The organism is Rhodoferax sp. P2_H8_2 (assembly GCF_056403235.1).
On sequence record NZ_JBFUFW010000001.1, the window covers coordinates 16,623 to 38,655 of the forward strand.

The window sequence follows — 22,033 nt, forward strand, 5'->3', positions numbered from 1 at the left end:
TTACTTCGGCAGATCGCGCGCCACGCGGAACCCGCCTGCGTACGACGGCAGATCGGGTTCGAACCACGTGCGCTGTGCCGAGCGCATGCCTGCTGCGGGGCCAGCCCAGCCGCCGCCGCGGGCGCCGCGCCGTTTGCCTACACAGCTACTGGCCCATGCCGCGCCATCCACGGGGGCTGCGTTGTAGTTGTTGTGCTGGCAGTCCTGTACCCATTCCCACACATTGCCGTGCACGTTGTACAAACCCATGGGGTTGGCGGCGAATTGCTTGATCGGTACGGTGGTCATGCGTGAGGGCCGTTTGTTGCCGTCGGTCACACGCGAGGCATCATCGCGGAAATTGGCTTGCTCCAGCGTCGCACCCTTGCCCCACCAATACGCATCCATAGAGCCGGCGCGTGTGACGTATTCGCGCTCCGCTTCAGATGGCAAACGGTAGGACTGTCGCGTCGTCGCCGACAGCCATTTGACATAGGCATTGGCGTCATTCCAGGTGACGCAGACCACGGGGTGGTCGTCGTCCTGGGGAAAGCCAGGCCTGCGCCAGGTGACTTTGGGCTTGAACTCCCAGGTATCACCCGCCAAGCCAATGCAACCGCCCAGGCGCTCTGCGTCCGACTGGTAATTGGCCGCGGTCACAAACGCCGAGAACTGGCCGCGCGTGATCGCGTCTTGCCCGATCAGAAAGCTGCTGATGTTGACGTCATGCGACGGGCTTTCGGAAGCATCCGCGCCCGGAGTCCCTGCACCGCTGCCCATCGAAAAATTGCCTGCGGGAATGGTCACCAGCTCAGGGCAGTCGGTGCAGTCTTTCAGCACATTGCCATTGCGCGTCTCTGCCACCACCCTCACCTCTGCGGCGCTGGATGACGCCGCTCCACTGGCGGCCACTGCCGGCGCATTGGCATCGAATTCGATGGCGGGCTTGGTAAAGCCTTCACCCGATTGCGGCAGTGTTTCCTTGGAGATTTGCGGAACGCCGACGACCATGAAATAGAACAGCGCGAGCGCACCGATAGAAAGCGCGATGACTGCGGCGACAAACTCTCCCACCAGCAGCTTGTATCCCGCGTAGCCCACCACGATGGCGCCGACAGGCACGCCTATCCATCCGCCGGTGAGCTTGTAGCCCATGTAAGCACCCGCCAGCGACCCGAGGGCAGCAACGACCAAATTCACACGATTCATCTGAAAAGTCTCCTCGACTTGTCGAACCAATGCCGAGGGCACTTCATCGAACGTCTGGATACGATTCTAGTGGGAGGCCTACGCTTGTGGTGCAGCTTGGTACTGGAATACGGCATCCAGCGGCTGGCCAAACACCGCCGCGATGCGAAAGGCGACCTCCAGAGACGGCGAGTACTTGCCCAGCTCAATCGCATTGACGGTCTGGCGCGTGACGCCAATGCGCTCGGCCAGCGCTTGCTGCGTCATCTCGGCGTGCTCAAAGCGCAGCTTGCGGATGGTGTTGGTAATGGCGAGGGGGGCGTCACTCATATCAGGCTTCACGGCGGTAGAAGTACAGGCGCATGCCGTAGCGCGCCAGCTCGGCGATCCAGATGAAGAACAGGATGCAGTGCGCAAACTGCCAGACGGTGAACCCCATGTGCATCGTGCCTATCGTCAGGAACGTGCCGACCAGCAGCACGTAATACGCAGGTCGCGTGGCACGCAGGTGGATCAGGCGCTCGCGTTCGTCTACCGGTGTTTGCGCGTCTTTGGGGGAGCGGATGGCCAGAACAATGTGCGTCACGACCTGAATCACGATCAGCACCAAAACCAAGACCCAAAACAGCGTGAAGTAATACGGGCCACCGGGGTGCGAGCCGCCCATCAGGCCGCGCGCGATCTCGGCAAAGTAGATGCCCAACAGGCACAGCGAGATGAAACTGAGCCAGTCGCTTTTTTCACGGAAAGACATGGTGCGAACCTTTGGAGTCAAACAATACGGACTCAATGTATTGTTTTATTTACCTACTGTCAAATATATTTGACATTAAGAGCGGAAAAACCGAGATCCGACACCCATTAGGATTGCGCCATCGAAGCTCACTTTCTTTTTGTCCATGGCCCCATCCCACGCAAAGCGCGCCCGCTGCCCCTCCTGCCGGTCAGCCATGGACCAACAAATACTGCCCGGTGTGAATGCGGTGAATGGCGGCACCGTCGAACTGGACATATGCTTTGCCTGCCAGGGCATCTGGTTTGACCCGCAGGAAAACCTGAAGCTCTCGCCCGCTGCCGTGGCGGAGCTGTTCAAGCGGCTGCACGAACACCGCGACGACACGCGCCAGCCCATGGCCGAGACGCTGCAATGCCCGCATTGCAGCAAAGGCCTGGCGCAAGGTTTTGATGTGGTGCGCAGTGGGCGCTACATCACCTACCGCTGCGGCATTGGGCATGGCCGCTTCAGCGCGTTTTCGTCGTTCATGATTGAAAAGGGCTTTGTGCGCCAGCTCACCGGCTCCGAAATCAACGATCTGGCGCAACGCATCCAGGTCATCCACTGCACGGGCTGTGGCGCGCCGGTGGACTTGCGCAAAGACCACGCCTGCCCGCACTGCCGCTCGGCCTTCTCATTACTGGACCCCACCGCCGTGGAGCGCGCCCTGCAGGGCTATGCCAAAGGCACCACGGTACCCGCCGCTGGCCCCAAGGCGCCCCCGACCGATCTGGGCGACGCGTTGATCATGCTGGAGAAAGACCGCCAACGCACGCAGCGCAACAACCTTCCCGTCACCAGCAACAACCACGGCGTCGATCTGTGGAGCATTGGCGTCACGCTGGTGGCGGCCCTGCTGAGCAACTAAGCAGACACACATCCATTCACCGAAACCACCATTCGCATGCAAAAACGACTCACCCGCGCAGAAGTTCCCGTCGACGCCACCTGGAGCCTGGACGACTTGTTCCCCTCGGACAGCGCATGGGAGGCGGAGTACCTCGCGCTGGACCAAGCCCGCCTGGCGCTGGCTGCGTTTCAAGGACAACTGGCCAACAGCGCAGCGCAGTTGCTGGCCTGTCTGGATGCGGTGGAGGCCGTGCAGGCGCGCATGGCACGCTTGAGCACCTTCGCCTACCTGCGCAACGCACAGGACGGCAGCAACCCGCAATCGCAAGCCGTGATGGCGCGCGTGGCGGCATTGGGCGCGCGCATCAGCGCCAGTGTGGCCTTTGTCGATTCGGAAATTCTGGCAATGCCAGACGGCCTGCTGGAGACGTTCATGGCGGCCGAGCCGGGACTCTCTGTGCACCAGATGCCTTTGCAGCGGCTGCTGGAGGTGCGCCCGCACCGCCTGAGCGCGGACACGGAGCGGGTGCTGGCGTCGCTGGGTGAAGTGCTGGAAGCGCCGTACATGGTTTACAACCGCTCCAAGTCCAGCGACCTGCAGTTTGCGCCGTTCACCGATGGCGCGGGCAACACCCACGCCAACTCGGTCAACGGCTTTGAGTCCAACTATGAAACACACAACGACACCAGCGTGCGCCGCGGCGCCTGGGCCTCATTCAGCGCCGGGCTGAAGGCCTACAACCAGACCTGGTCCGCCAACTTTGCCACCGAGGTCAACAAGAACGTGGTGATGGCGCGCTTGCGCAATTACCCCAGCACCGAAGCCTATCTGCTGCAGCCGCACAAGATTCCGCATGCGGTGTACAGCAATATCCTGGACATCATCCAGGCGGAGCTGGCGCCCCACATGCAGCGCTACGCGCGCTTGAGGCAGCGCGTGCTGGGCCTGGACAAGCTGCTGTACTGCGACATCAAGGCGCCGCTGGACGCCGAGTTCAACCCGCGCATCACGTACGCCGAAGGCTGCGATCTGATTCTGGATTCGCTCGCCGTCATGGGGCCTGCGTATTGCGACTTTGCCCGCACTGCGATGACCCAGCGCTGGGTCGACCGCGCCGACAATGTCGGCAAATCGTCGGGTGCATTTTGCGCATCGCCCTACGGCGTTCACCCCTACATCCTGATCACCTGGTCGGACACCATGCGCAACGTCTTCACGCTGGCGCACGAGCTGGGCCACGGCGGGCACTTCGGGCTGGCGATGAAACACCAGCGCTTTGTGAACACCCGGCCCGCCATGCCGTTTGTCGAAGCGCCGTCCATCATGAACGAGATGCTGCTGGCGCAGCACATCCTGGGCAAGAACCAGGATGTACGCATGCGTCGCTCGGTGATCATGCAGGTGCTGGGCACCTACCACCACAACTTTGTCACCCACCTGCTGGAGGCAGAGCTGCAGCGGCAAGTCTATGCGCTGGCCGAAAGCGGCCAGTCGATCACGGCTGCCGTGCTGAACGAACGCAAGGGCAACATCCTGGCGAAGTTCTGGGGTGACACGGTGGAGATTGACGACGGCGCGCGCATGACCTGGATGCGCCAGCCGCACTACTACATGGGCCTGTACCCCTACACCTACTCGGTCGGTCTGGTGGCGTCCACAGCGATGTCTTTGCTGATTCAGAAGGAAGGACAGCCCGCCGTGCAGCGCTGGATCGAAGTGCTCAAAGCCGGCGGCACGCGCAAGCCGCTGGAGCTGATGCAGATGGCGGGAATCGATATGGCGTCGCCCCAACCTATCCATGACGCGGTGGCCTATGTGGGCCGCCTGATTGACGAGCTGGAACGTTCTTTCGACTGAGCGGCCTGGCAGGCTGCTACTTTTTTAGTAGCTGCTTACGCACGTTCTGCGGGCATTTAAGGCACTTTTCTTTGGAATTCTCCAGAGAAAATTACTCAAATAACAGGCCGCAGCGCCAGCCCGCCATGCAGATGGCGCACGTTCGTGTGACCTTGCGCGCGCAGCCAATGCGCTGCCTTGAGGCTGCGGTTGCCACTGCGGCAGACCAGCACGATAGGCGCGCTGCCCTGCTTTGCCCATTGTGAAGCCAGTGCATCCACCGTATTCAAAGGCGCGCTGACTGCAGCCCATGCGCCGTGGCGAATGCCCTGGCTGACCCAATGCTCAGTGGCCTCGCGCACATCGACCAGACGGGCGTCGGGGTGCGCGCAAAGAAAGGCGTCCAGCTCGGACCACTGCAGTGTGAAGGCAGTGGCGTCCTGCGCGCTGCAAGGGGCGACGCTGAGATCTGGGTTGGCATCGGGCTGCAGGGTCTGTAGCGCGGCGCCGCATTGGGCGATGGCCTGGCATGCGTTCTCAATCACCCGCGCGTCCACCAAAGGGCCAATGGACAAGCGCACGGCCGCGCCACTGCGGCTTTCGGGCAAGCCCATGGCTTCGAGCACATAGCTGGTTGCTGCCTTGGCAGCGCTGCAGGCACTGCCCGCGCTGACGCGCAGGCCCGCGGCGTCAAACACATCGAGCAAGGTCTTGCCCGGCAGGCCAGGCACAGAGAAGTTGAGCGTAGTGGGCAGGCTGTGTGCCAAAGGTGCGTTGAACTCTATCGTCGGGAACGCACTGCGCAGGCTGCGCTCCAATTGGTCGCGGTAGTCACGCAATGTGGCGACGGATGCGAACGTATCGCCAGCCTGCAGCGCGTTCAGCACCGCACCCAGCGCGGCAATGCCGGGCATGTTTTCGGTGCCACTGCGCAGGCCATCTTCCTGCCCACCACCGGCCATCAACGGCGTGAACGGCGCGCCGCGGCGCACGTAGAGCAGGCCGATGCCCTTGGGCGCATACAACTTGTGGCCGGAGAAGGTCGCGTAATCAATGCGCGTGGTGTGCAGGTCCAGCGCCAGCTTGCCGAGCGCCTGCACACAGTCCACCAGCCACAGTGTGCGGCTGTTGATGCCTTTCAGAAGCTGCTCGATCGCGGTCAGGTCGGTAACTACGCCGGTTTCGTTGTTGGCCGCCATGGTGCACAGTAATGCAGTGTCGGGCAGCCATGCAGCCAGCGTATAGAGATCGTGCTGGCCATCGGCATTGACCGGCAGCGCGCGCAACTCCAGCCCCAAACCCAATACGTCGTTCCAGTGTGCCAGCGCTTGCGGCACGGCTTTGTGTTCTGTTGCGCCATAGACCAGCACCTTGCCCACGCGCAATCCCTTTGCATTGCGCTGGGCGATGGCACGCAGCGCCGAAAGCACCGCGGTTTGGATGCCTTCGGTGGCGCCGCTAGTGAACACGACGTGGCCACCCTCCGCCCCACTTCCTGCGCCAATCACCTTTGCGGCAGTGGCGCGCGTCTGCTCCAGCAGCGCCTTGGCGACGATGCCGGTGGAGTGGCTGCTGCTGGGATTGCCAAACTGCTCGGCCATTGCGCGCGTGGCCGCCGCAATGGCGGCGGGCAGGACGTGGGTGGTGGCGTTGGAATCGAGGTAGATGGCTTGCGGCATGGTGGGGCGTGACAGACTGGATTGCGTACAAGTGTAGAAAGCTCGCCCGGCAAACCCATTCCAAATTTCATCCATTTCGCCGACAATAGAGCATGAAATATCCAATAACATTGATTTAGTAGAACAAAATGCTCAACCGACTGGATTTGCAAATACTGGACACCCTGCAGCGCGATGCCACGCTGTCGATGGCCGAGCTGGGCGCGCAGGTGGGCCTGTCCAGCTCACCGTGCTGGAAGCGCGTCAAGCGGCTCGAAGATGAGGGCCTGATCGAACGGCGCGTCGCCATCGTCAACCGCTACAAGGTAGACCTGCCGGTGACCGTGTTCGTCAGCATCCGCGCCGGGCAGCACGACGAGAAGTGGCTCAAGCGGTTTGCGGCGGTGGTCAGCGCGTTGCCCGAGGTGCAGGAGTTTCACCGGATGAGCGGCGATGTCGACTACCTGCTGAAGGTCGTTGCCTCCAGCATCGACGGCTATGACCGCTTTTACAAAAAGCTGATCCGCCTGGCCGATATGGCCGGCGTTTCATCGGCGTTTTCGATGGAACAGATCAAGAGCACCACGGCCCTGCCCTTGGTCTGAAACCTGTTCTGGAAGAATCACGCCATGACTAAACCTGATTTCAGCCCCGCCGCCGAGCGCAACAAGCAGCCGATTCTGGAAGTACTGCAAGGCTTTCTGCCCGCTACAGGGCGCGCGCTGGAGATTGCATCCGGCACAGGCCAGCACGTGGTGTGGTTTGCAGAGCAGTTGCCGTTGTGGGCCTGGCAACCGACCGAAGTGCATCGCGGTGCGCTCTACAACATCGAGGTGCGCGCGGCGGAAGCCGGTCTGGATAACGTGCTCGAAGCGATTCAGCTGGATGTGCGCACCGAGTCATGGTTTGCGGATGCCACCGAACCGCCAGCGTTTGATCTGATCTTCTGCGCCAACATGCTGCACATCGCGCCCTGGGAAGCCTGTGGTGCGCTGATGCGCGGTGCGGCGCACCATCTGGCGCCGGGCGGCGTGCTGGTGACCTATGGGCCCTACTTTGAAGACGACGTGACGCCTGCGCAAAGCAACCTGGAGTTCGATGTGAGCCTGCGCGCACACGACACAAGCTGGGGCATTCGCCAGCGCGTGGATGTCGAGCGCGAAGCAACGGCTGCTGGCATGCATCTGCGCGCACGCCATGCGATGCCAGCGAACAACCTGCTGCTGGTGTGGGAACGCATGCAATGACGCAACTCACACTGCGCGAATTAAACGCGGATGTGCAAAGCGTGCATCTTGCCGATGGCTTGCACGTTGGCAATCTCAAGCGCATTGGCGCGATCTGGAAGTTCAAGGCGATTGGCTACGACACCGATGGCAGTGTCATCCCGGGCGGCGGGCCACTGACCGATAAACACAATACCGAATTCACCGCGCCTGATGCAGACGAAGTGAACGCCAGGCTGGCGTAAATCGGCACAAGCGCGCAAATATCGCGCCGGCGTGTGCTGGCGAACGGTTCGCGGCAACCTCTTTGTGAACACTGCGTTCACACATTGAGGAACCATCATGAATACACCCAGCAACCTCCAGGGCCTGCGGCCTTGGGTTTTCGCAAGCGTCGCGCTTGCTGTCCTGGCGGGATGCGGCGGCGGAGACGGCAAAGAGCCGATTCTTGGCGGCAGCGGCGGCTTGGCACAGACCGCACCTACTGTCACGGCAGTGGTACCTGCAGCCAACGCCACCAACGTGGCATTCAATACCAAAGTACTGACAGCCAGTTTCAGCAAGGCCATGGATGCCACCACGCTGACAGCAAACAGCTTTACGCTGGCCTGCCCAACAGGTAGCGCTGTCACCGGCGGCGTGGTTTCCTACACGGCCACAGGCAACGTAGCGACACTGACCCTTCCGGCAGCGACCACGCTGCCCAGCGGGACGGTATGCACTGCAACGCTCGCGAACACCGCAAAAGACACCTACGGAATCGCCTTGGCCAGCAATTACAGCTGGAGTTTCACGGTGACGGCAGATGTGACGGCTCCCACAGTCTCCACCGCCATTCCGGCAAGCAACGCGACCAATGTCGCAAGAAACGCGAGTGCCGGCGTCACCTTCAGTGAAGCCATGGACCCGCTGACCCTTAATGCAGCCAACGTTTCGTTGAAGGAAACCGTCAGCGGCAACGCCGTTGCGGGCACGCTTAGTTACTCCGGTGTCAGCGCGATCTTCATGCCTACCACCCCTCTCGCTGCGGGCACGCGATACACCCTGACGGTGAAGGGCGGTGCCACAGGAGCAAGCGATCTGGCAGGCAACCGCCTGGCGAGTGACTTCACGACCAGCTGGACCACCGGCGGCATCAATGACAGCACAGCGCCTGTCGTCGTGGGCACCCTGAACGCCAACGGTGCGACCAACGTACCCATCAACGCCAAGATTAGCGCTACCTTCAGCGAGAGTCTGGATCCGCTGAGTGTCACCGCCGCCAACTTTCAGGTGAAGCAAACCTTGAGCGGCACAGCGGTGCCCGGCACGCTGGCTTACTCCGGAGTCAATGCGGTGTTCACACCCACCAGCAGCCTGGCACTGGCCACAAACTACACCGTCACGGTCAAGGGCGGCACCGGCGGTGTCAAGGATCTGGCAGGCAATCTGATGGCGAGCGACTTTGTGTGGAGCTGGACGACATCCAGCACCGCCGACACGCTGGCGCCAACGGTGACCACCATAACTCCTGCCAATCTGGCAACCAATGTCGCGCTGAACAGCGCAGTGCATGCCACATTCAGCGAAGCGATGGACCCGTTGACGATCAACTCCGCCAGCTTCACGGTGGCCGGTGTTTCCGGGTTGGTGAGTTTCAATGCGCAGACCCAGGTCGCGACCTTCACACCGTCCGCAAATCTGGCTGCGAACACCAGCTACACCGCCACCATCAACACACAGCCCAAAGACATTGCCGGCAACGCGCTGGCATTGCCCAAGGTCTGGAGCTTCACAACAGCGGCGGCACCAGTCGTGCAAGCCGGAGTGAATCTGGCGGCTGCAGCGGCCTACGGTACCTTTGGGGGCACAGCCGGCATGACCAATATGGGCACGCTGACCATCATCAACGGTGACATTGGCACCATTGCCACCGCGACAGCCACCATCACCGGTTTCCACGACACGTCGGGCGACATTTACACACAGACCCCTTCCAATATCGGCGCGGTCAACGGCAAGATTTACAGCTGCACCAACTCGACAACGGGCCCCACATCGGCGGGCCCGAACGCACCTGCCTGCGCCATTGCAACCCAGGCCCGCCTGGACGCACAAGCGGCTTATCTGGCTCTGGCAGCGATGCCTCCACTGGGCTCCAGCCCGGCGCCTGGCGCGAACATGGCAGGTGTCACTTTGCTTCCCGGTGTCTATACCGCACCTGGCGGCTCCTTCCTGATCCAGGGTGGCAACCTGACCCTGGACGCCCAGGGTGATGCAAACGCAGTGTGGGTCTTCCAGATGGCCAGCACATTGACCGTGGGTGGACCGGGCGCTGCGTTCCCGCAAAGCATCATCCTGGCTGGTGGTGCGCAAGCGAAGAATGTCTACTGGCAAGTAGGCAGCTTTGCCACCATCAATGCGGGCGGTGGCGGAACCATGGTCGGCACCATCATTTCGCAAGCAGGCGCGTCGTTCTCGACAGCCGGCAACACAACGCTCGTGACCCTGCAGGGACGCGCGATATCGCTAGGCGCCTCTGTGACCCTGGTCAACACGGTCATTCAAGTCCCAGCCCCATAAGGAGAACACCATGAACAAAAACAATACCCATTGGGCTGGCATTTCCAGCAAGCTGACCCTGGTGGCGCTGGCCGTAATGGCAGCACCGCTGGCCTTCGCGCAGATACCCGGCCCGTACATCGGCGTGAGTGGTGGCGAGACCCGTGCCACCATCGACAACAAGAACATTTCCGCAGGCCTGGCAGGCCAGGGCTTTACCACCACAGGGATTTCCAACAGCGACAAGGACAGCGGCTACAAGATCTTTGGTGGCTACCAGTTCGGCAGACACTTCGCCATAGAAGGCGGCTACTTTGATCTGGGCAAATTTGGCTACTCTGCTACCACGGTGCCAGCAGGCACCATGAACGGCACGATCAAGCTGCGCGGCCTGAATCTGGACCTGGTCGGCATCCTGCCGATCTCGGACAGCTTCTCGCTCAGCGCACGGGTTGGCACCAACTACGCCGAGGCGACCGATTCATTCTCTGGCACTGGCGCAGTCAACGTGCCGATGACCGGTACAAGCAAGAGCGAAGCAAATCTCAAGCTGGGCCTGGGCGCGCAGTGGGACTTCACGCCCCAATGGGGCGTGCGCGGCGAACTGGAGCGCTACCGCATCAATGACGCGATAGGCAGCCGTGGCGATATCGACATGGCCTCGATTGGCCTGGTCTACCGCTTCGGCAAGCCCGCGCGCGTGCAAGTTGCTGCCGCACCTGCTCCCGCCTATGTGGCACCACCGCCACCTCCGCCACCCGTGGTGGTCGCCCCTCCGCCGCCACCGCCCAAGCCTGTTTATGTCGCGCCTGTTCCCCGCAAGGTGAGTTTTGCCTCGGATTCGCTGTTTGACTTCGACAAGTCCGATGTCAAACCCACCGGCGCAGAAGCGATCGATAAGTTTGCGCGTGACCTCAACGGCGTCAGCTACGACATGATCGTCGTGACGGGACACAGTGACCGCATCGGCTCCAGCGCGTACAACCAAAAATTGTCGGAACGCCGGGCCAATGCAGTGCGCAACTACCTGATCGACAAGTCAGGCATTCCTACCGGCAAGGTCTCGGCGCAGGGCGTGGGTGAAACCGCGCCCGTTACGAAAACCGAAGATTGCAAGGGCAACGCCAAGACCAAGGCGCTGATCCAGTGCCTGCAGCCGGACCGTCGCGTAGACCTGGAAGTCACTGGAACCAAGTAATCCGGGGAGTCCTGGACATACCGTCGACATGGGCATGGGGTAACCTCCGGGTTACGCCCATCCGGGCACCATTAAAGGAACCCCCATGAAAAAACTCAACGTCTCCATCCAGCTCGAAATGTCGGTTCCCGACGACTGGGAAATTGCCCAGACATCCGAGGGCACGCCGGTGCTGAAGCTGCCCAACGGCCAGTACATGGACATCGCCATCGAACCCCTGTTCGCCGTCGACCCCGAAGACACCTGGAGCAGCACCGAAAGCGAAGACACGCTGAACGACATCCTCGATATGGTCGAGAGCGAAGCAGTGGCTTACGAATTCGTAACGCACTAAAACAGCAGAACGCGCAGAATCCCCGCCTGTAAGAACATTGGTCTCTGTGCGACCAATAGCTTTACAGAACAAGGACCTGCCATGCTGGACAAAACAAACGTATTGCTGATCGCTGGCGCGCTGGTGCTGGCGGGCGTGTTTTTTGGCCCCCACGCCGCTGCCGAACGGGCTGTGCCATTACCGGCACCCTCCTCCGAAGTCATCGCAGCGTTAACAACGCCCGCCAAGGACCGCGAAACCGTGGTCTTTGCGGGCGGTTGCTTTTGGGGCGTGCAAGCGGTGTTTCAGCACACCAAGGGCGTGCTGAACGCGGTGTCTGGCTATGCAGGCGGACCATCCTCAAAAGCCGATTACGGCAGCGTCAGCGGCGGCAACACGGGCCACGCAGAAGCAGTGCAGGTCACCTTCGACCCCAAGCAGATCAGCTACGCGCAGTTGCTGCAAATCTTCTTCTCGGTCGCCCACGACCCCACGCAACTGAATCGCCAGGGCCCCGACTCCGGCACCCAATACCGCTCGGCTATCTTCTACGCGTCGCCTGAACAGAAGCTGGCAACCGACCGCTACATCGCCCAGCTCAATGCAGCCCACGCATTCCCCGACAAGATCGTCACGCAGTTAAACGCACTGCAAGCCTTCTACCCCGCCGAGCAGTACCACCAAAACTACGCGACGCTGCACCCCAACGACGGCTACATCGCGCGCTTCGATCTGCCCAAGATTGCGAACCTGCAAAAGCTGATGCCTGCGGTGTACCGCGAGGCGCCGGTGCTGGTGGCGCAGTAGTTCGTCCCTCGGGTTGCGGGATTGCAAAGTCAGCTATAAATCAAGGACTAAAAAATCCGGGAGCGACATCATGGTTCAAGCCGATTTGGTTCACAAGACAGATTCCATTCACATATCAAGCTAACCGCCATGGGACTCTTGACCTTCAGCCTCAATGTGACCCTGGACGGCTGCGTCGACCACCAGGAAGGCATCGCTGACGACGAGACACACGCGTTCTTCACTCGAATGATGGACGAGAGCGGGGCGATGCTGTGGGGCCGCGTTACCTACGAGATGATGGAGGGCTACTGGCCAGCGGTCGCCCGCGGCGACGCAGAGGCACCGCCGGCGATACGCGAGTGGGCGGTGAAGCTGGAGGCCAAGCCGAAGTACGTGGTGTCATCGACGCGAACCGACTTTCCGTGGACCAACAGCCACCACATCGCCGGCGACTTGCGCACAAGCGTGCAGAAGCTGAAGGACACGACCCCGGCCGGCGTGCTCCTCGGTAGTGGCAAGCTCGCGACCGCGCTGGACCGGCTGGATCTGATCGACGAGTACAAGTTCCTCGTTCACCCCAGAATCGCCGGCCACGGCCCGACCCTGTACGAGAGCGGGTTGGTCAGCACGCGACGACTTGAATTGGTTTCGTCGACGCCGCTGCGCAACGGTGTGGTCGCCATGCACTACCGGTGCACGCGCGGCTGACCGAACGTTTGCCGACGCAACAACAGCCTATGCGATCTGCGCCGTGGACCGGGCTTCGGATAGTGGCAATCCCGGCTTTCATCGGCATTTGCTATTACGTATCGCAGACCTGGGGCGTCAAACCGGTCGTCTTGCTCGGCTACGTCATCGCCAGTGTCGTTACCTTCTTCGCGTACGCCTTCGATAAGGCCGCCGCAGTGCGCGGCGGCTGGAGAACGCAGGAGAGCACTTTGCATCTTCTGGGTCTTGTCGGCGGATGGCCTGGCGCGCTTCTCGCGCAGCAACTGCTGCGCCACAAGTCCTCAAAACCGGGCTTTGTTGCCGTTTTTTGGTTTACGGTTGCGCTGAACATAGTGGCCTTCGTCGCATGGCATGCAGGTCTTTTGTCCCGCAATTACCCATAAAAAGTGCCTGCAAGGCTCATAGAACGTGCGTAAGCAGCTCCTATTTCAATAGCATGCTGCGCTGGAAGTGACTCGGCGCCCGGCCCGTCGCTTGCTTGAACATCGCGGAAAACGCGCTGTCGCTGGCGTAGCCGCTGGCGGCGGCGACCTGGGCTATCGGCACGCCGCGTGCAAGTTGCGGCAGCGCATGGGCCAGCACCGCCTGCAGGCGCCACTGCTGGTAGCTGGTGCCCAGCTCATCTCGGAACAGGCGCGCGACAGTGCGCTCGCTGGCTCCCACTTCGGCCACCCATTCCTTCAATTGCGCTTTCTCTGCCGGGTCGCGCAGCACGGCTTCGCACAGCGCGCGCAGGCGCTTGTCGCCGTGCTCGGGGTGCGGCATCGGCACACCCAAGGCTTGCGTATCGGAGCGGATCACTTCGTCCACCGTCAATGCCATCAACGCATCTTCACGCGGGCTTACCTCCGACCCCTCCAGCGCGTGGATCAGTTCGCGCAGCAACTTGCTGACGACCAACACACGGCACTCGGTCCAGTCACGTGGCAACACACTGGGGTCAATGTCCACGGTGCGCAGCTCGGCCGCCTCCAGCACAACCACCGTGTGCTGCACCTCGGGCGGTATCCAGACAGCGCGCGTGGACGGGATGATGAAGGTGGTCTGCATGCCGCCTTGCAGCACGGTGACCTGCATCAGGCCGCTGGCGCAGTAGGTGAATTGCGACCAGGGATGCTGGTGCGGCTCGATGTGGGTGTCCATCGCCAGCGAACGGGCACGGCTGCGCACCGGGCGCGCGACTGAGGGCGAGCGGTTGGCAGTGTCGTCAAAGCGCATGGGGCGCAAACGGCTGGAGCGGGGCATTGGGTAGATCCTGGGAAAGACCGTGTTTGGCTGGATTTCGACAATTATTGTCTTTTTGTCGTATTCCTGCGCACGGCCTTCCTCCTACCATTGCTGCATGAGCAGCACGACCCTTTCCTCTATCCCCACTCCTTCTGACTCCCTGGTGCCTTTGAAACAGGACGCCACCATCATTGGCCTCGTGGGCCTGGCACATGCCAGCTCGCATTTCGGGCACTTGCTGTTGCCCCTGCTGTTCCCGGTGTTTATGACCGAGTTTGGTTTGAGCTTCTCGGAACTGGGGTTGCTGATGACGGTCTTCTTTGTGATCTCCGGCGTCGGCCAGGCGTGCGCCGGATTCGTCGTCGACCGCATGGGCGCGCGGCCTTTGCTCTTTGTCGCGATGGGCATCTTCGCCGTGGCCTGCGTAGCGGCGTCGATGGTGACGGGCTACATTGGACTGATGCTGGTGGCCGCGCTGGCTGGCCTTGGCAATGCAACCTTCCATCCGGTGGACTTCACGATTCTGAACCAGCGCGTCTCCGCGCCACGCCTGGGTTACGCCTTCAGCGCGCACGGCCTGACCGGCAATCTGGGTTGGGCCGCAGCGCCGGTGTTCTTTGCGAGCCTGGGTGTCGCCATTGGCTGGCGCCAGGCGTATGTGGCGGCGGCTCTGATGTATGTCGCCATTCTGTTGCTGCTGGTGGCGCAGCGGGACAAGCTGTCAACTGAAGTGGTGCCCCGCCCCGCAAAGAGCGACGTGCACGCGGAACACGACATGGCATTCATGAAGCTGCCGGTGGTGTGGTGGTGTTTTGGTTTCTTCCTGCTGTCGACGATGACGTTGGCCGTCGTACAAAGTTTCTCGGTGTCCATCCTCAAGGCCATGCATGGCATCAGCTTTGAAGCGGCAACCTTGACACTGACCGCCTACATGCTGTGCGGCGCGGTCGGCATGTTCATTGGTGGCTTCATTGCATCGAAAGTTGCCAACAGCGACCGCGTGGTGGCGATGGCCATGGCGGCGGGAGCGCTGCTGCTGGCCTTGTGCGGCATCGGCGTGCTGGGCGCAACGGCGACGATGGTGGTGCTGGCGATCACCGGCTTTGCGGTGGGCATTGGTGGGCCATCGCGCGACATGATGATCAAAAAGGCCACGCCCAAGGGCGCCACAGGCCGTGTTTACGGCTTGGTCTACTCCGGGCTGGACACGGGCTTTGCGATCTCGCCCGTGGTGTTTGGTGTGTTCATGGACCACGGCTGGTATGGCGCCACGCTATTGGGCGCGGCGCTGGTGTTGTTGCTCAGCGTGGTGGCCGCCTTGGGCGTAGGTCAACGTACGGCACCGACAAGACTCGCTGTCTAGACCAACTGCACGGGGTCGGTCAACTTCTTGCGCTGCCGCGCTGCGGCGCTGCTGTGCAAAGGCGCATGTATCGGCCTTGTAACGCCTGGTGGCCTCTCGGCTGAGCCAGGACTGTGGTGAATCTGCGCGCTGCCCCGGCTTTTTTGTATCTCGCACCCGCTATATTTTTAGTAGCTTCTCACGCTTATTCCATAAGCTCTGCGGGCTTATTGTTAATCCTCGCGCTTCAGTCTGTGCGGTATCAAACACTTGCAGACTGTTACACCTGCTGCAATTTTTCGTACATGTTGGTTGGGGGCTGCGTGCAAAACTTGCTCGCACTTCACGTTCACACCCTCCCCCATGTACGGCCTCCCCCAGCAGCAGCGCAATGCTCCCAGCCTCCGCACCAATGCGGTAGCGCGTGCGCCTGTGGGCTGCTGGTTGCACCGGGAAGAAGCCATCATGGGCACCGCAATCAGCGTGGAGCTGTGGTGTGACTTCAGGTCGGCAGGCGAAGCGGCCATAGACGCCGTGATGGCGGAGATGCACCGCATTGACCGGGCCATGAGCCCGCACAAGCCCACTTCCGAGTTGTCCATCATCAACCGCGATGCCGCCGAGCGCGCAGTGCCGCTGAGCAGCGAGATGTTTGGCCTGTTGCGCCGCTCGCTCCAGTTTTCTGAACTGTCAGATGGCGCATTTGATCTGAGTTTTGCCGCAGTGGGCCGGTTGTTTGACTACCGCAGCGGCAAGCGCCCCGGCACCCTGGAGTTAGCGAAAGCACGTGAAGCCGTGGGCTACCGCAAGCTGCTGCTCAACGTCCAGGATCAAACCATCCGCTTTGCGATGCCGGGCATGTGCATTGACCTGGGCGGTTTCGCCAAAGGCTATGCGGTGGACCGCGCGTGCGCGCTGTTGCGTGCCCGCGGCATCACGCATGCCAACGTCAGTGCGGGCGGTGACAGCCGCGTGATGGGCGACCGCATGGGACGGCCCTGGTCCATCGGTGTGCGCGATCCGCGCCGCCCGGGCGAAGTGGTCGCCGTGCTGCCGCTGGAAGATACATCCATTTCCACATCGGGCGACTACGAGCGCTACTTTGACGAAGACGGTGTGCGCTTTCACCACCTGATTGACCCGTCCACCGGCGCTTCGCCACAACAAATACACAGCGTGACCGTGCTGGGCGATGACGGCCTCTCCACCGAAGCCTTTTCCAAGATGGTCTTTGTACTCGGGCTTGAAAAAGGCATGCGGTTGATAGAGGCGCAAGACGATCTGGACGCGCTGGTGGTGGATGCCACGGGCGTATTGCACTATTCACGGGGCCTGCTGGCCGGGAGACCACAATGACAAGAGCAGGCAAAAACATTGCAGGCAAGACCAGCGCCTACATGGCAGCAGCCATCGCCGTAGTTGCTACGGGCATGGTCGCATGCGGCAGCGATGACGGCGCCAGCGGCTCTTCCACCGTCACCGTGACCGGCGATGTGCCCATCGCCTACGCCAAACGCAGCAACACCATCAGCGCCAACCCCACCAACGGCGCCCCCAGCGCACCGGGCGGCGATCTGATGATCCGCGAGAAATCTTCGGTCAGCGCGATCGAACACAACATTACGGCCAGCTTCACACAAGGCACGGGCGACGCGTCCAACCCCGACGTCTCATACGACGGCAAGAAAATCATCTTCTCGATGCGCTGCCCGACCAGCAACACCGGCAAGATTGACGGCGTGGCCGCCTGCACCGGGCGCTGGAACATCTGGGAATACGACATGACGGTGGGCGGCCTGGCCGGCGGCACATTGCGCCGCCTGACCAGCTCTGCCGATGCGGACGATGTGGACCCCACCTACCTGCCTGCTGGCAAGGGCTTTGTATTCACGTCAAATCGGCAAACCACCTCCAGCGTCAACCAGGCGCTGGGCAAGACCTATTTCGCGCTGGATGAATATGAGCGTGAACGCGTCTTCAATCTGCACACGATGGATGCCAAGGGCCAGAGCATCACGCAGATTTCGGTGAACCAGAGCCACGACCGCAGCCCGGTGGTGCGCCCCAATGGCGACATCATGTTCTCGCGCTGGGACCACGTGGGCGGGCGCAACCATTTCAAGATCTTCAAGATTCGTCCCGATGGCACCGACCTGTTCGTGCTGTACGGCGCGCACAGCCCGGGCAACAGTTTCCTGCACCCACGCGACATGGACCCCAACGGCAAGTACAAGGGCTTTTTGACGTCGGACCTGATGCCGCTGTCACGCACCCATGAGGGCGGCGGTCTGGTGATGATTGATGCGGCCAACTACTCTGAGAACAACACGCCTGCGAATTCTGGCGTGCCAACCCAGGGCGGGCAGAAGCAGATGACGCTGCAGGCGCTCAGCATCGACGGCGGCATTTCGCAGTACGGCCGCGTCACCACACCTTACCCGCTGTGGGACGGAACGGACCGCGTGCTGGTGGGGTACACGCCCTGCGAAGTCACGCGCAAAGGCGTCACCGTTTCCTGCGCCACGCTGACCGCAGAAGAAAAGACCCGGCTGGCCGATGACAACCGGGCCGTGGCCGACGAGCAGGCCGATGAACTGCAGAACAACGTACGTCCGACCTACGCGATCTACATGTTTGATCCGGCCAAACAAACCCTTTTGATCGTGGCCGCGCCGCCCACAGGCTTCATGTACACGCACCCGGTGGCGATACAGGTGCGCGCAGAGCCCAGCGCTGCACAACCCACACAACTCGACGCCACACTGGCATCGCAAAACTTGGGCCTGCTGGAAGTGCGCAGCGTCTACGACACCGATGGCCTGGGCCGCATGGGCGATGCCGTGCTGACTGCCGCCGACCTTCCCGCAGGCTGCACCACGGCGATTGCCAAGACCACACCAACGGACCCGCTGGACACCCGTGCGCAAGTGGCCGACCTCGTGCGCATGAAAGACCCAGCCAACCCAGCCTACGTTTGCGGCCCGGCGCGCTTCATCCGTGCGGTGCGTGCGATTGCGCCACCGCAAGGCATGACCGGCACGCGCGGCGCGATTGGCGAAACCGAATTCGAAATGCAGCAGATCCTGGGCTATGCGCCGATTGAGCCCGATGGTTCGTTCAAGCTACAAGTTCCTGCCGACACACCGATTGCGCTGGCCGTGGTCGATACGCAAGGCCGCGCCTTCCAGACGCACACCAACTGGATCCAGGTGCGCCCCGGCGAGCGCCGCACTTGCGATGGCTGCCACAGCCCGCGCCGCGGTGGCGCGCTGAACTCCGGCGCCGTGGTCAACAGCGTATCGGCCTCTTTGCTGCCGGCGATGGGCGGCGCGCACCTGTCGGGCGAAACCATGGCAGCGACCCGCACGCGGCTGGACCCCACTGCGCTCAAGCTGGTGGCCGACATGCTGTCTACCGATGTCTGGGCCGATACCAGCAAGCCAGGCGTCACCGCACGCAGCAGTATTGCGATCCGCTATACCGGCAACGCGCTGGCGGCCGATGATCTGGCCACCACCGTGCCGACCAACGGCATCATCAATTACCCCGACCATATCCAGCCGCTGTGGAGCCGCAACCGCGGCACAAACACCTGCACCACCTGCCACAACGACCCGGCCAAGCTGGACCTGAGCGGAACCAAGGGCGGCACCGGGCGTCTGGTGTCGTACGACGAATTGATGCTGGGTGACCCGGTGCTGGATCCGGTGACCGGCCTGCCCAGGACGCGCATTGAAGAAGGCGTGCCGGTCATTGAACGCGGCCCGGCCCTGGTGGACACTGCGGCCAGCGAGGGCGAAGCGTTGGGACTGGCCCGCAAGAGCCGCCTGATGGAAATCCTGTCCGGCCAGAGCCTGATGGCAGGCGCCGCAACACGCACCGCGCACCCCAGCCCACCTGCCACGGCACCCAACCACGCGGCCATGCTGAACCGCGCCGAGAAGCGCCTGATCGCTGAGTGGATGGATCTGGGCAGCAAGTATTACAACGACCCGTTTGACGCCAATAGCGGCGTGCGCCAGGTCAATGGCTTGAGCCAGGCTACTTTTGAGACCGAAGTCTTCCCGACATTGCGCACGACCTGCGCAGCGGCTTGCCACCAGGCGGTTGGCAGTAGCGCATCGGCCACACCACCCGGCACCTCGTTCCGCAACAACCGCTTTGTGCTGACCGGCGATGCCGAAGGTGATTACAACGTCACGCTGACGATGATTTCCGACACTTGCAAGCCCGCTACCAATGCGTTGCTGAGCAAGCCTTCTACCGCGCCACATCCGCAGGGTGCGGTCGGTGGAACACAGCCGGTACTTCCGGTGGGCAGCGCCGCTTACAACCGGATTGCGGCCTGGATTGCCGGAGGTTGCTAGCGCATGCGTTCTGTCTGTTTGTCTGTATTGCTTTCTGCCGTGCTTGCCTCATGCGGCGGCGGTGCGTCCGATGTGGTGGGCAATCCGCCCTCGATCAAGAACCCTGAGGTGGTGGAGGGACAGTACCTCTCGTTCGCCTACTTTCAGAAGTGCATCAACCCGATCTTTCTGGCGCAATTGCCGGCACATGGGGGCGGCAGTACGGCCATCAACACCTGTGCTGGCTCGGGTTGCCACGACACCACCACTGGCACCGGCGGCGCATTGCGTCTGGTGCCCACTGCGCAGGCCGTAGACCTGGCTGCTGCAACCAACACGGCGGCAGCAGTTCGCCTGAGCGACATGTACAAAAACTTCTACTCCGCCCAAGGCGCTACCGTGATTGGCTCCACTACGCAAAGCCGCCTGCTGACCAAGCCTTTGTTAATGGGCGTGCTGCACGGTGGCGGCCTGATTTTCACCAGCGAACAAGACCCCAATGCCCAGTTGATCAAGTACTGGATCAGCCACCCCATGCCAGCCGGGCAGGATGAATTCAGCACTGCAGGCAATGCGCTGTTCACCCCGCCTGACGCGGCCACCGGAACCTGCAACATCCAATGAACCGCCACTCGATTTCTGCAAGTCTCCGTGCCGCCCTGGTTTGCGCTGCACTGGGCTGCGCCGCAATGGCCAGCGCACAGGACACCAGTGAGCAGTTGCAAGTGACCGACCCTTATGTGGAACTGCACACCGGACCGGGCCGCGGCTTCCCCGTATTCCACGTCGTACCCCGCAAAGAATGGATCGCGATTGAGATGCGCCATACCGACTGGTTCAAGGTGCGCACCGAAGGCGGCAAGGTCGGCTGGGTGCAACGCAAACAACTGCAGACCACGCTGACTGCGGCCGGCGACGTGAAGACCTTCCGCGACGTATTGCTGGACGACTACCTGAGCCGCCGCGTGCAACTGGGCGCGGCGTGGGGGCAGTTCAAGTCCGAGCCCATGCTGAAATTCTGGACCAGCTACCGGCTGTCCGAGACGCTCAGCGTCGAAGGCACGTTGGGCCAGGTGCAGGGCGTGTTTTCTGGCACCGATTTCTGGCACGTCAATGTGGTGACCGAGCCCTGGTCAGACCAGCGCATCTCGCCTTTCTTTGGCGTGGGCCTGGGCAAGTTCAACAACTTCCCCAACCAGAGCCTGGTGGGTGCAACCGGCACCGATGCACAACTGGCCAACGCCACTGTAGGCGTGCGCTACCACCTGAGCGACCGATTTGTGCTGCGCGGCGACTACACCATCTACACCGCCTTTGTCAGCGACCAGCGCAGCCTCGAATACCGCGCGATGACCGCGGGCCTTTCCTTTTTCTTCTAACCAAGCACCACCATGCACCAGCTTCGTACCTTCACCCTCAGCACCCTGCTTGCCTGCGTGGGCATTTGCGCATTTGCGGCGGAACCGACGCAACCTTCTGAACAGGTCGTGGTCCCCGAAGTGGCGCGGCGCGATATCAAGATGCCACGCTTTCCGTCCAGCGATTTTGAGGTTGGCACCTTTGTCGGCACCTACTCCACACAAAACTTCGGCGCCAGTGCCGTCGCTGGTTTGCGGCTGGGCTACCACGTGACCGAAGACTTCTTCGTCGAAGGCGTGATCGCACAGACAAAGGTCAGCGATGCATCATTCCGCCAGGTGCTGCCGGGCGGTGTGTTCCCGTCCGAAACCGAGAACTTGAGTTACTACAACCTGTCCGTGGGCTACAACATTCTGCCAGGCGAAGTGTTCATCGGCAGCAAGCATGCAAAGCCGTTTTCGCTGTATGTCATTGGTGGAGTTGGCAGCACCTCGTTCAACGACCAGCGCAAGGCCACGTTCAACTTCGGCTCCGGCATGCGGGTCTACCTGAGCGACCGCTGGGCACTTCAAATCGACGCGCGCGACCACATCTTCTCGCTGGACCTGCTGGGCAAAAACCAGAGCACGCAGAACCTGGAACTGACGGTTGGCATTACTGCTTCGTTCTGATGGCAC

22 protein-coding genes are annotated in these 22,033 nt (G+C 61.8%); 17 read left to right on the top strand and 5 right to left on the bottom strand.

Annotated elements, in window-relative coordinates:
* From AC1DV6_RS00105 to AC1DV6_RS00115, 3 genes are all read right to left on the bottom strand, one after another.
* Positions 1 to 1,188 (bottom strand): formylglycine-generating enzyme family protein, encoded by a 1,188-nt coding sequence (locus AC1DV6_RS00105; RefSeq protein WP_477974159.1) that lies wholly within the window; start codon positions 1,186 to 1,188, stop codon positions 1 to 3.
* 78 nt (positions 1,189 to 1,266) lie between these two features.
* Positions 1,267 to 1,497, bottom strand: coding sequence for a helix-turn-helix transcriptional regulator (locus AC1DV6_RS00110; RefSeq protein WP_477974160.1), 231 nt, complete (start codon positions 1,495 to 1,497; stop codon positions 1,267 to 1,269).
* A gap of 1 nt (position 1,498) precedes the next feature.
* A complete protein-coding gene (locus tag AC1DV6_RS00115) occupies positions 1,499 to 1,921 on the bottom strand; it encodes a hypothetical protein (protein ID WP_477974161.1) in 423 nt (140 codons plus the stop codon).
* A gap of 145 nt (positions 1,922 to 2,066) precedes the next feature.
* Here AC1DV6_RS00115 and AC1DV6_RS00120 point away from each other — a divergent pair, with 145 nt between their 5' ends.
* Positions 2,067 to 2,810 carry a TFIIB-type zinc ribbon-containing protein gene (locus AC1DV6_RS00120; RefSeq protein ID WP_477974162.1) on the top strand — a complete coding sequence of 248 codons (744 nt, stop codon included), beginning with the start codon at positions 2,067 to 2,069 and terminating at the stop codon, positions 2,808 to 2,810.
* 36 nt (positions 2,811 to 2,846) lie between these two features.
* A complete protein-coding gene (pepF, locus tag AC1DV6_RS00125; protein WP_477974163.1) occupies positions 2,847 to 4,649 on the top strand; it encodes an oligoendopeptidase F in 1,803 nt (600 codons plus the stop codon).
* Between the two features lie 95 nt (positions 4,650 to 4,744).
* On the opposite strand, the gene AC1DV6_RS00130 is transcribed toward pepF, so the two are convergent.
* The gene (locus AC1DV6_RS00130; RefSeq protein ID WP_477974164.1) at positions 4,745 to 6,307 is read right to left on the bottom strand and encodes an aminotransferase class V-fold PLP-dependent enzyme; all 1,563 of its coding nucleotides are present in this window, start codon (positions 6,305 to 6,307) and stop codon (positions 4,745 to 4,747) included.
* A gap of 128 nt (positions 6,308 to 6,435) precedes the next feature.
* Here AC1DV6_RS00130 and AC1DV6_RS00135 point away from each other — a divergent pair, with 128 nt between their 5' ends.
* The 9 genes from AC1DV6_RS00135 to AC1DV6_RS00175 all read left to right on the top strand — a co-directional run bounded on the left by AC1DV6_RS00135 (position 6,436) and on the right by AC1DV6_RS00175 (position 13,465).
* On the top strand, positions 6,436 to 6,891 hold the full coding sequence (locus tag AC1DV6_RS00135) for an Lrp/AsnC family transcriptional regulator (RefSeq protein WP_477974165.1): 456 nt from the start codon (positions 6,436 to 6,438) through the stop codon (positions 6,889 to 6,891).
* A 24-nt stretch (positions 6,892 to 6,915) separates the two neighbouring features.
* Entirely contained in the window at positions 6,916 to 7,533 is a 618-nt protein-coding gene (locus AC1DV6_RS00140; protein ID WP_477974166.1) for a DUF938 domain-containing protein, read from the top strand.
* Positions 7,530 to 7,757: a hypothetical protein gene (locus AC1DV6_RS00145; protein ID WP_477974167.1), complete on the top strand. Its 228-nt coding sequence runs from the start codon at positions 7,530 to 7,532 to the stop codon at positions 7,755 to 7,757. The genes AC1DV6_RS00140 and AC1DV6_RS00145 overlap by 4 nt, the downstream gene beginning before the upstream one ends.
* Positions 7,758 to 7,854: 97 nt before the next feature.
* Entirely contained in the window at positions 7,855 to 10,074 is a 2,220-nt protein-coding gene (locus tag AC1DV6_RS00150) for an Ig-like domain-containing protein (RefSeq protein ID WP_477974168.1), read from the top strand.
* Positions 10,075 to 10,084: 10 nt separating this feature from the next.
* On the top strand, positions 10,085 to 11,251 hold the full coding sequence (locus AC1DV6_RS00155) for an OmpA family protein (protein WP_477974169.1): 1,167 nt from the start codon (positions 10,085 to 10,087) through the stop codon (positions 11,249 to 11,251).
* An 85-nt stretch (positions 11,252 to 11,336) separates the two neighbouring features.
* Positions 11,337 to 11,585 carry a hypothetical protein gene (locus tag AC1DV6_RS00160; protein WP_477974170.1) on the top strand — a complete coding sequence of 83 codons (249 nt, stop codon included), beginning with the start codon at positions 11,337 to 11,339 and terminating at the stop codon, positions 11,583 to 11,585.
* An 81-nt stretch (positions 11,586 to 11,666) separates the two neighbouring features.
* Entirely contained in the window at positions 11,667 to 12,371 is a 705-nt protein-coding gene (msrA, locus tag AC1DV6_RS00165; protein WP_477974171.1) for a peptide-methionine (S)-S-oxide reductase MsrA, read from the top strand.
* Between the two features lie 129 nt (positions 12,372 to 12,500).
* Positions 12,501 to 13,061: a dihydrofolate reductase family protein gene (locus AC1DV6_RS00170; RefSeq protein ID WP_477974172.1), complete on the top strand. Its 561-nt coding sequence runs from the start codon at positions 12,501 to 12,503 to the stop codon at positions 13,059 to 13,061.
* A gap of 29 nt (positions 13,062 to 13,090) precedes the next feature.
* Positions 13,091 to 13,465 (top strand): DUF1294 domain-containing protein, encoded by a 375-nt coding sequence (locus AC1DV6_RS00175; RefSeq protein WP_477974173.1) that lies wholly within the window; start codon positions 13,091 to 13,093, stop codon positions 13,463 to 13,465.
* Between the two features lie 40 nt (positions 13,466 to 13,505).
* Here AC1DV6_RS00175 and AC1DV6_RS00180 read toward each other — a convergent pair whose 3' ends face one another.
* A complete protein-coding gene (locus AC1DV6_RS00180; RefSeq protein ID WP_477974174.1) occupies positions 13,506 to 14,327 on the bottom strand; it encodes an AraC family transcriptional regulator in 822 nt (273 codons plus the stop codon).
* 97 nt (positions 14,328 to 14,424) lie between these two features.
* On the opposite strand from AC1DV6_RS00180, the gene AC1DV6_RS00185 reads away from it, so the two are divergent.
* The 6 genes from AC1DV6_RS00185 to AC1DV6_RS00210 all read left to right on the top strand — a co-directional run bounded on the left by AC1DV6_RS00185 (position 14,425) and on the right by AC1DV6_RS00210 (position 22,027).
* On the top strand, positions 14,425 to 15,672 hold the full coding sequence (locus AC1DV6_RS00185; RefSeq protein ID WP_477974175.1) for an MFS transporter: 1,248 nt from the start codon (positions 14,425 to 14,427) through the stop codon (positions 15,670 to 15,672).
* Between the two features lie 342 nt (positions 15,673 to 16,014).
* Entirely contained in the window at positions 16,015 to 17,007 is a 993-nt protein-coding gene (locus AC1DV6_RS00190; protein ID WP_477974176.1) for an FAD:protein FMN transferase, read from the top strand.
* Positions 17,004 to 20,018, top strand: a complete 3,015-nt coding sequence (locus AC1DV6_RS00195; protein ID WP_477974177.1) for an HzsA-related protein — start codon at positions 17,004 to 17,006, stop codon at positions 20,016 to 20,018. The genes AC1DV6_RS00190 and AC1DV6_RS00195 overlap by 4 nt, the downstream gene beginning before the upstream one ends.
* A gap of 3 nt (positions 20,019 to 20,021) precedes the next feature.
* On the top strand, positions 20,022 to 20,621 hold the full coding sequence (locus AC1DV6_RS00200; protein WP_477974178.1) for a hypothetical protein: 600 nt from the start codon (positions 20,022 to 20,024) through the stop codon (positions 20,619 to 20,621).
* On the top strand, positions 20,618 to 21,376 hold the full coding sequence (locus tag AC1DV6_RS00205; protein ID WP_477974179.1) for an SH3 domain-containing protein: 759 nt from the start codon (positions 20,618 to 20,620) through the stop codon (positions 21,374 to 21,376). Before AC1DV6_RS00200 ends, AC1DV6_RS00205 begins: the two co-directional genes overlap by 4 nt.
* A gap of 12 nt (positions 21,377 to 21,388) precedes the next feature.
* On the top strand, positions 21,389 to 22,027 hold the full coding sequence (locus tag AC1DV6_RS00210) for an outer membrane beta-barrel domain-containing protein (protein ID WP_477974180.1): 639 nt from the start codon (positions 21,389 to 21,391) through the stop codon (positions 22,025 to 22,027).
* Positions 22,028 to 22,033: the final 6 nt, after the last annotated feature.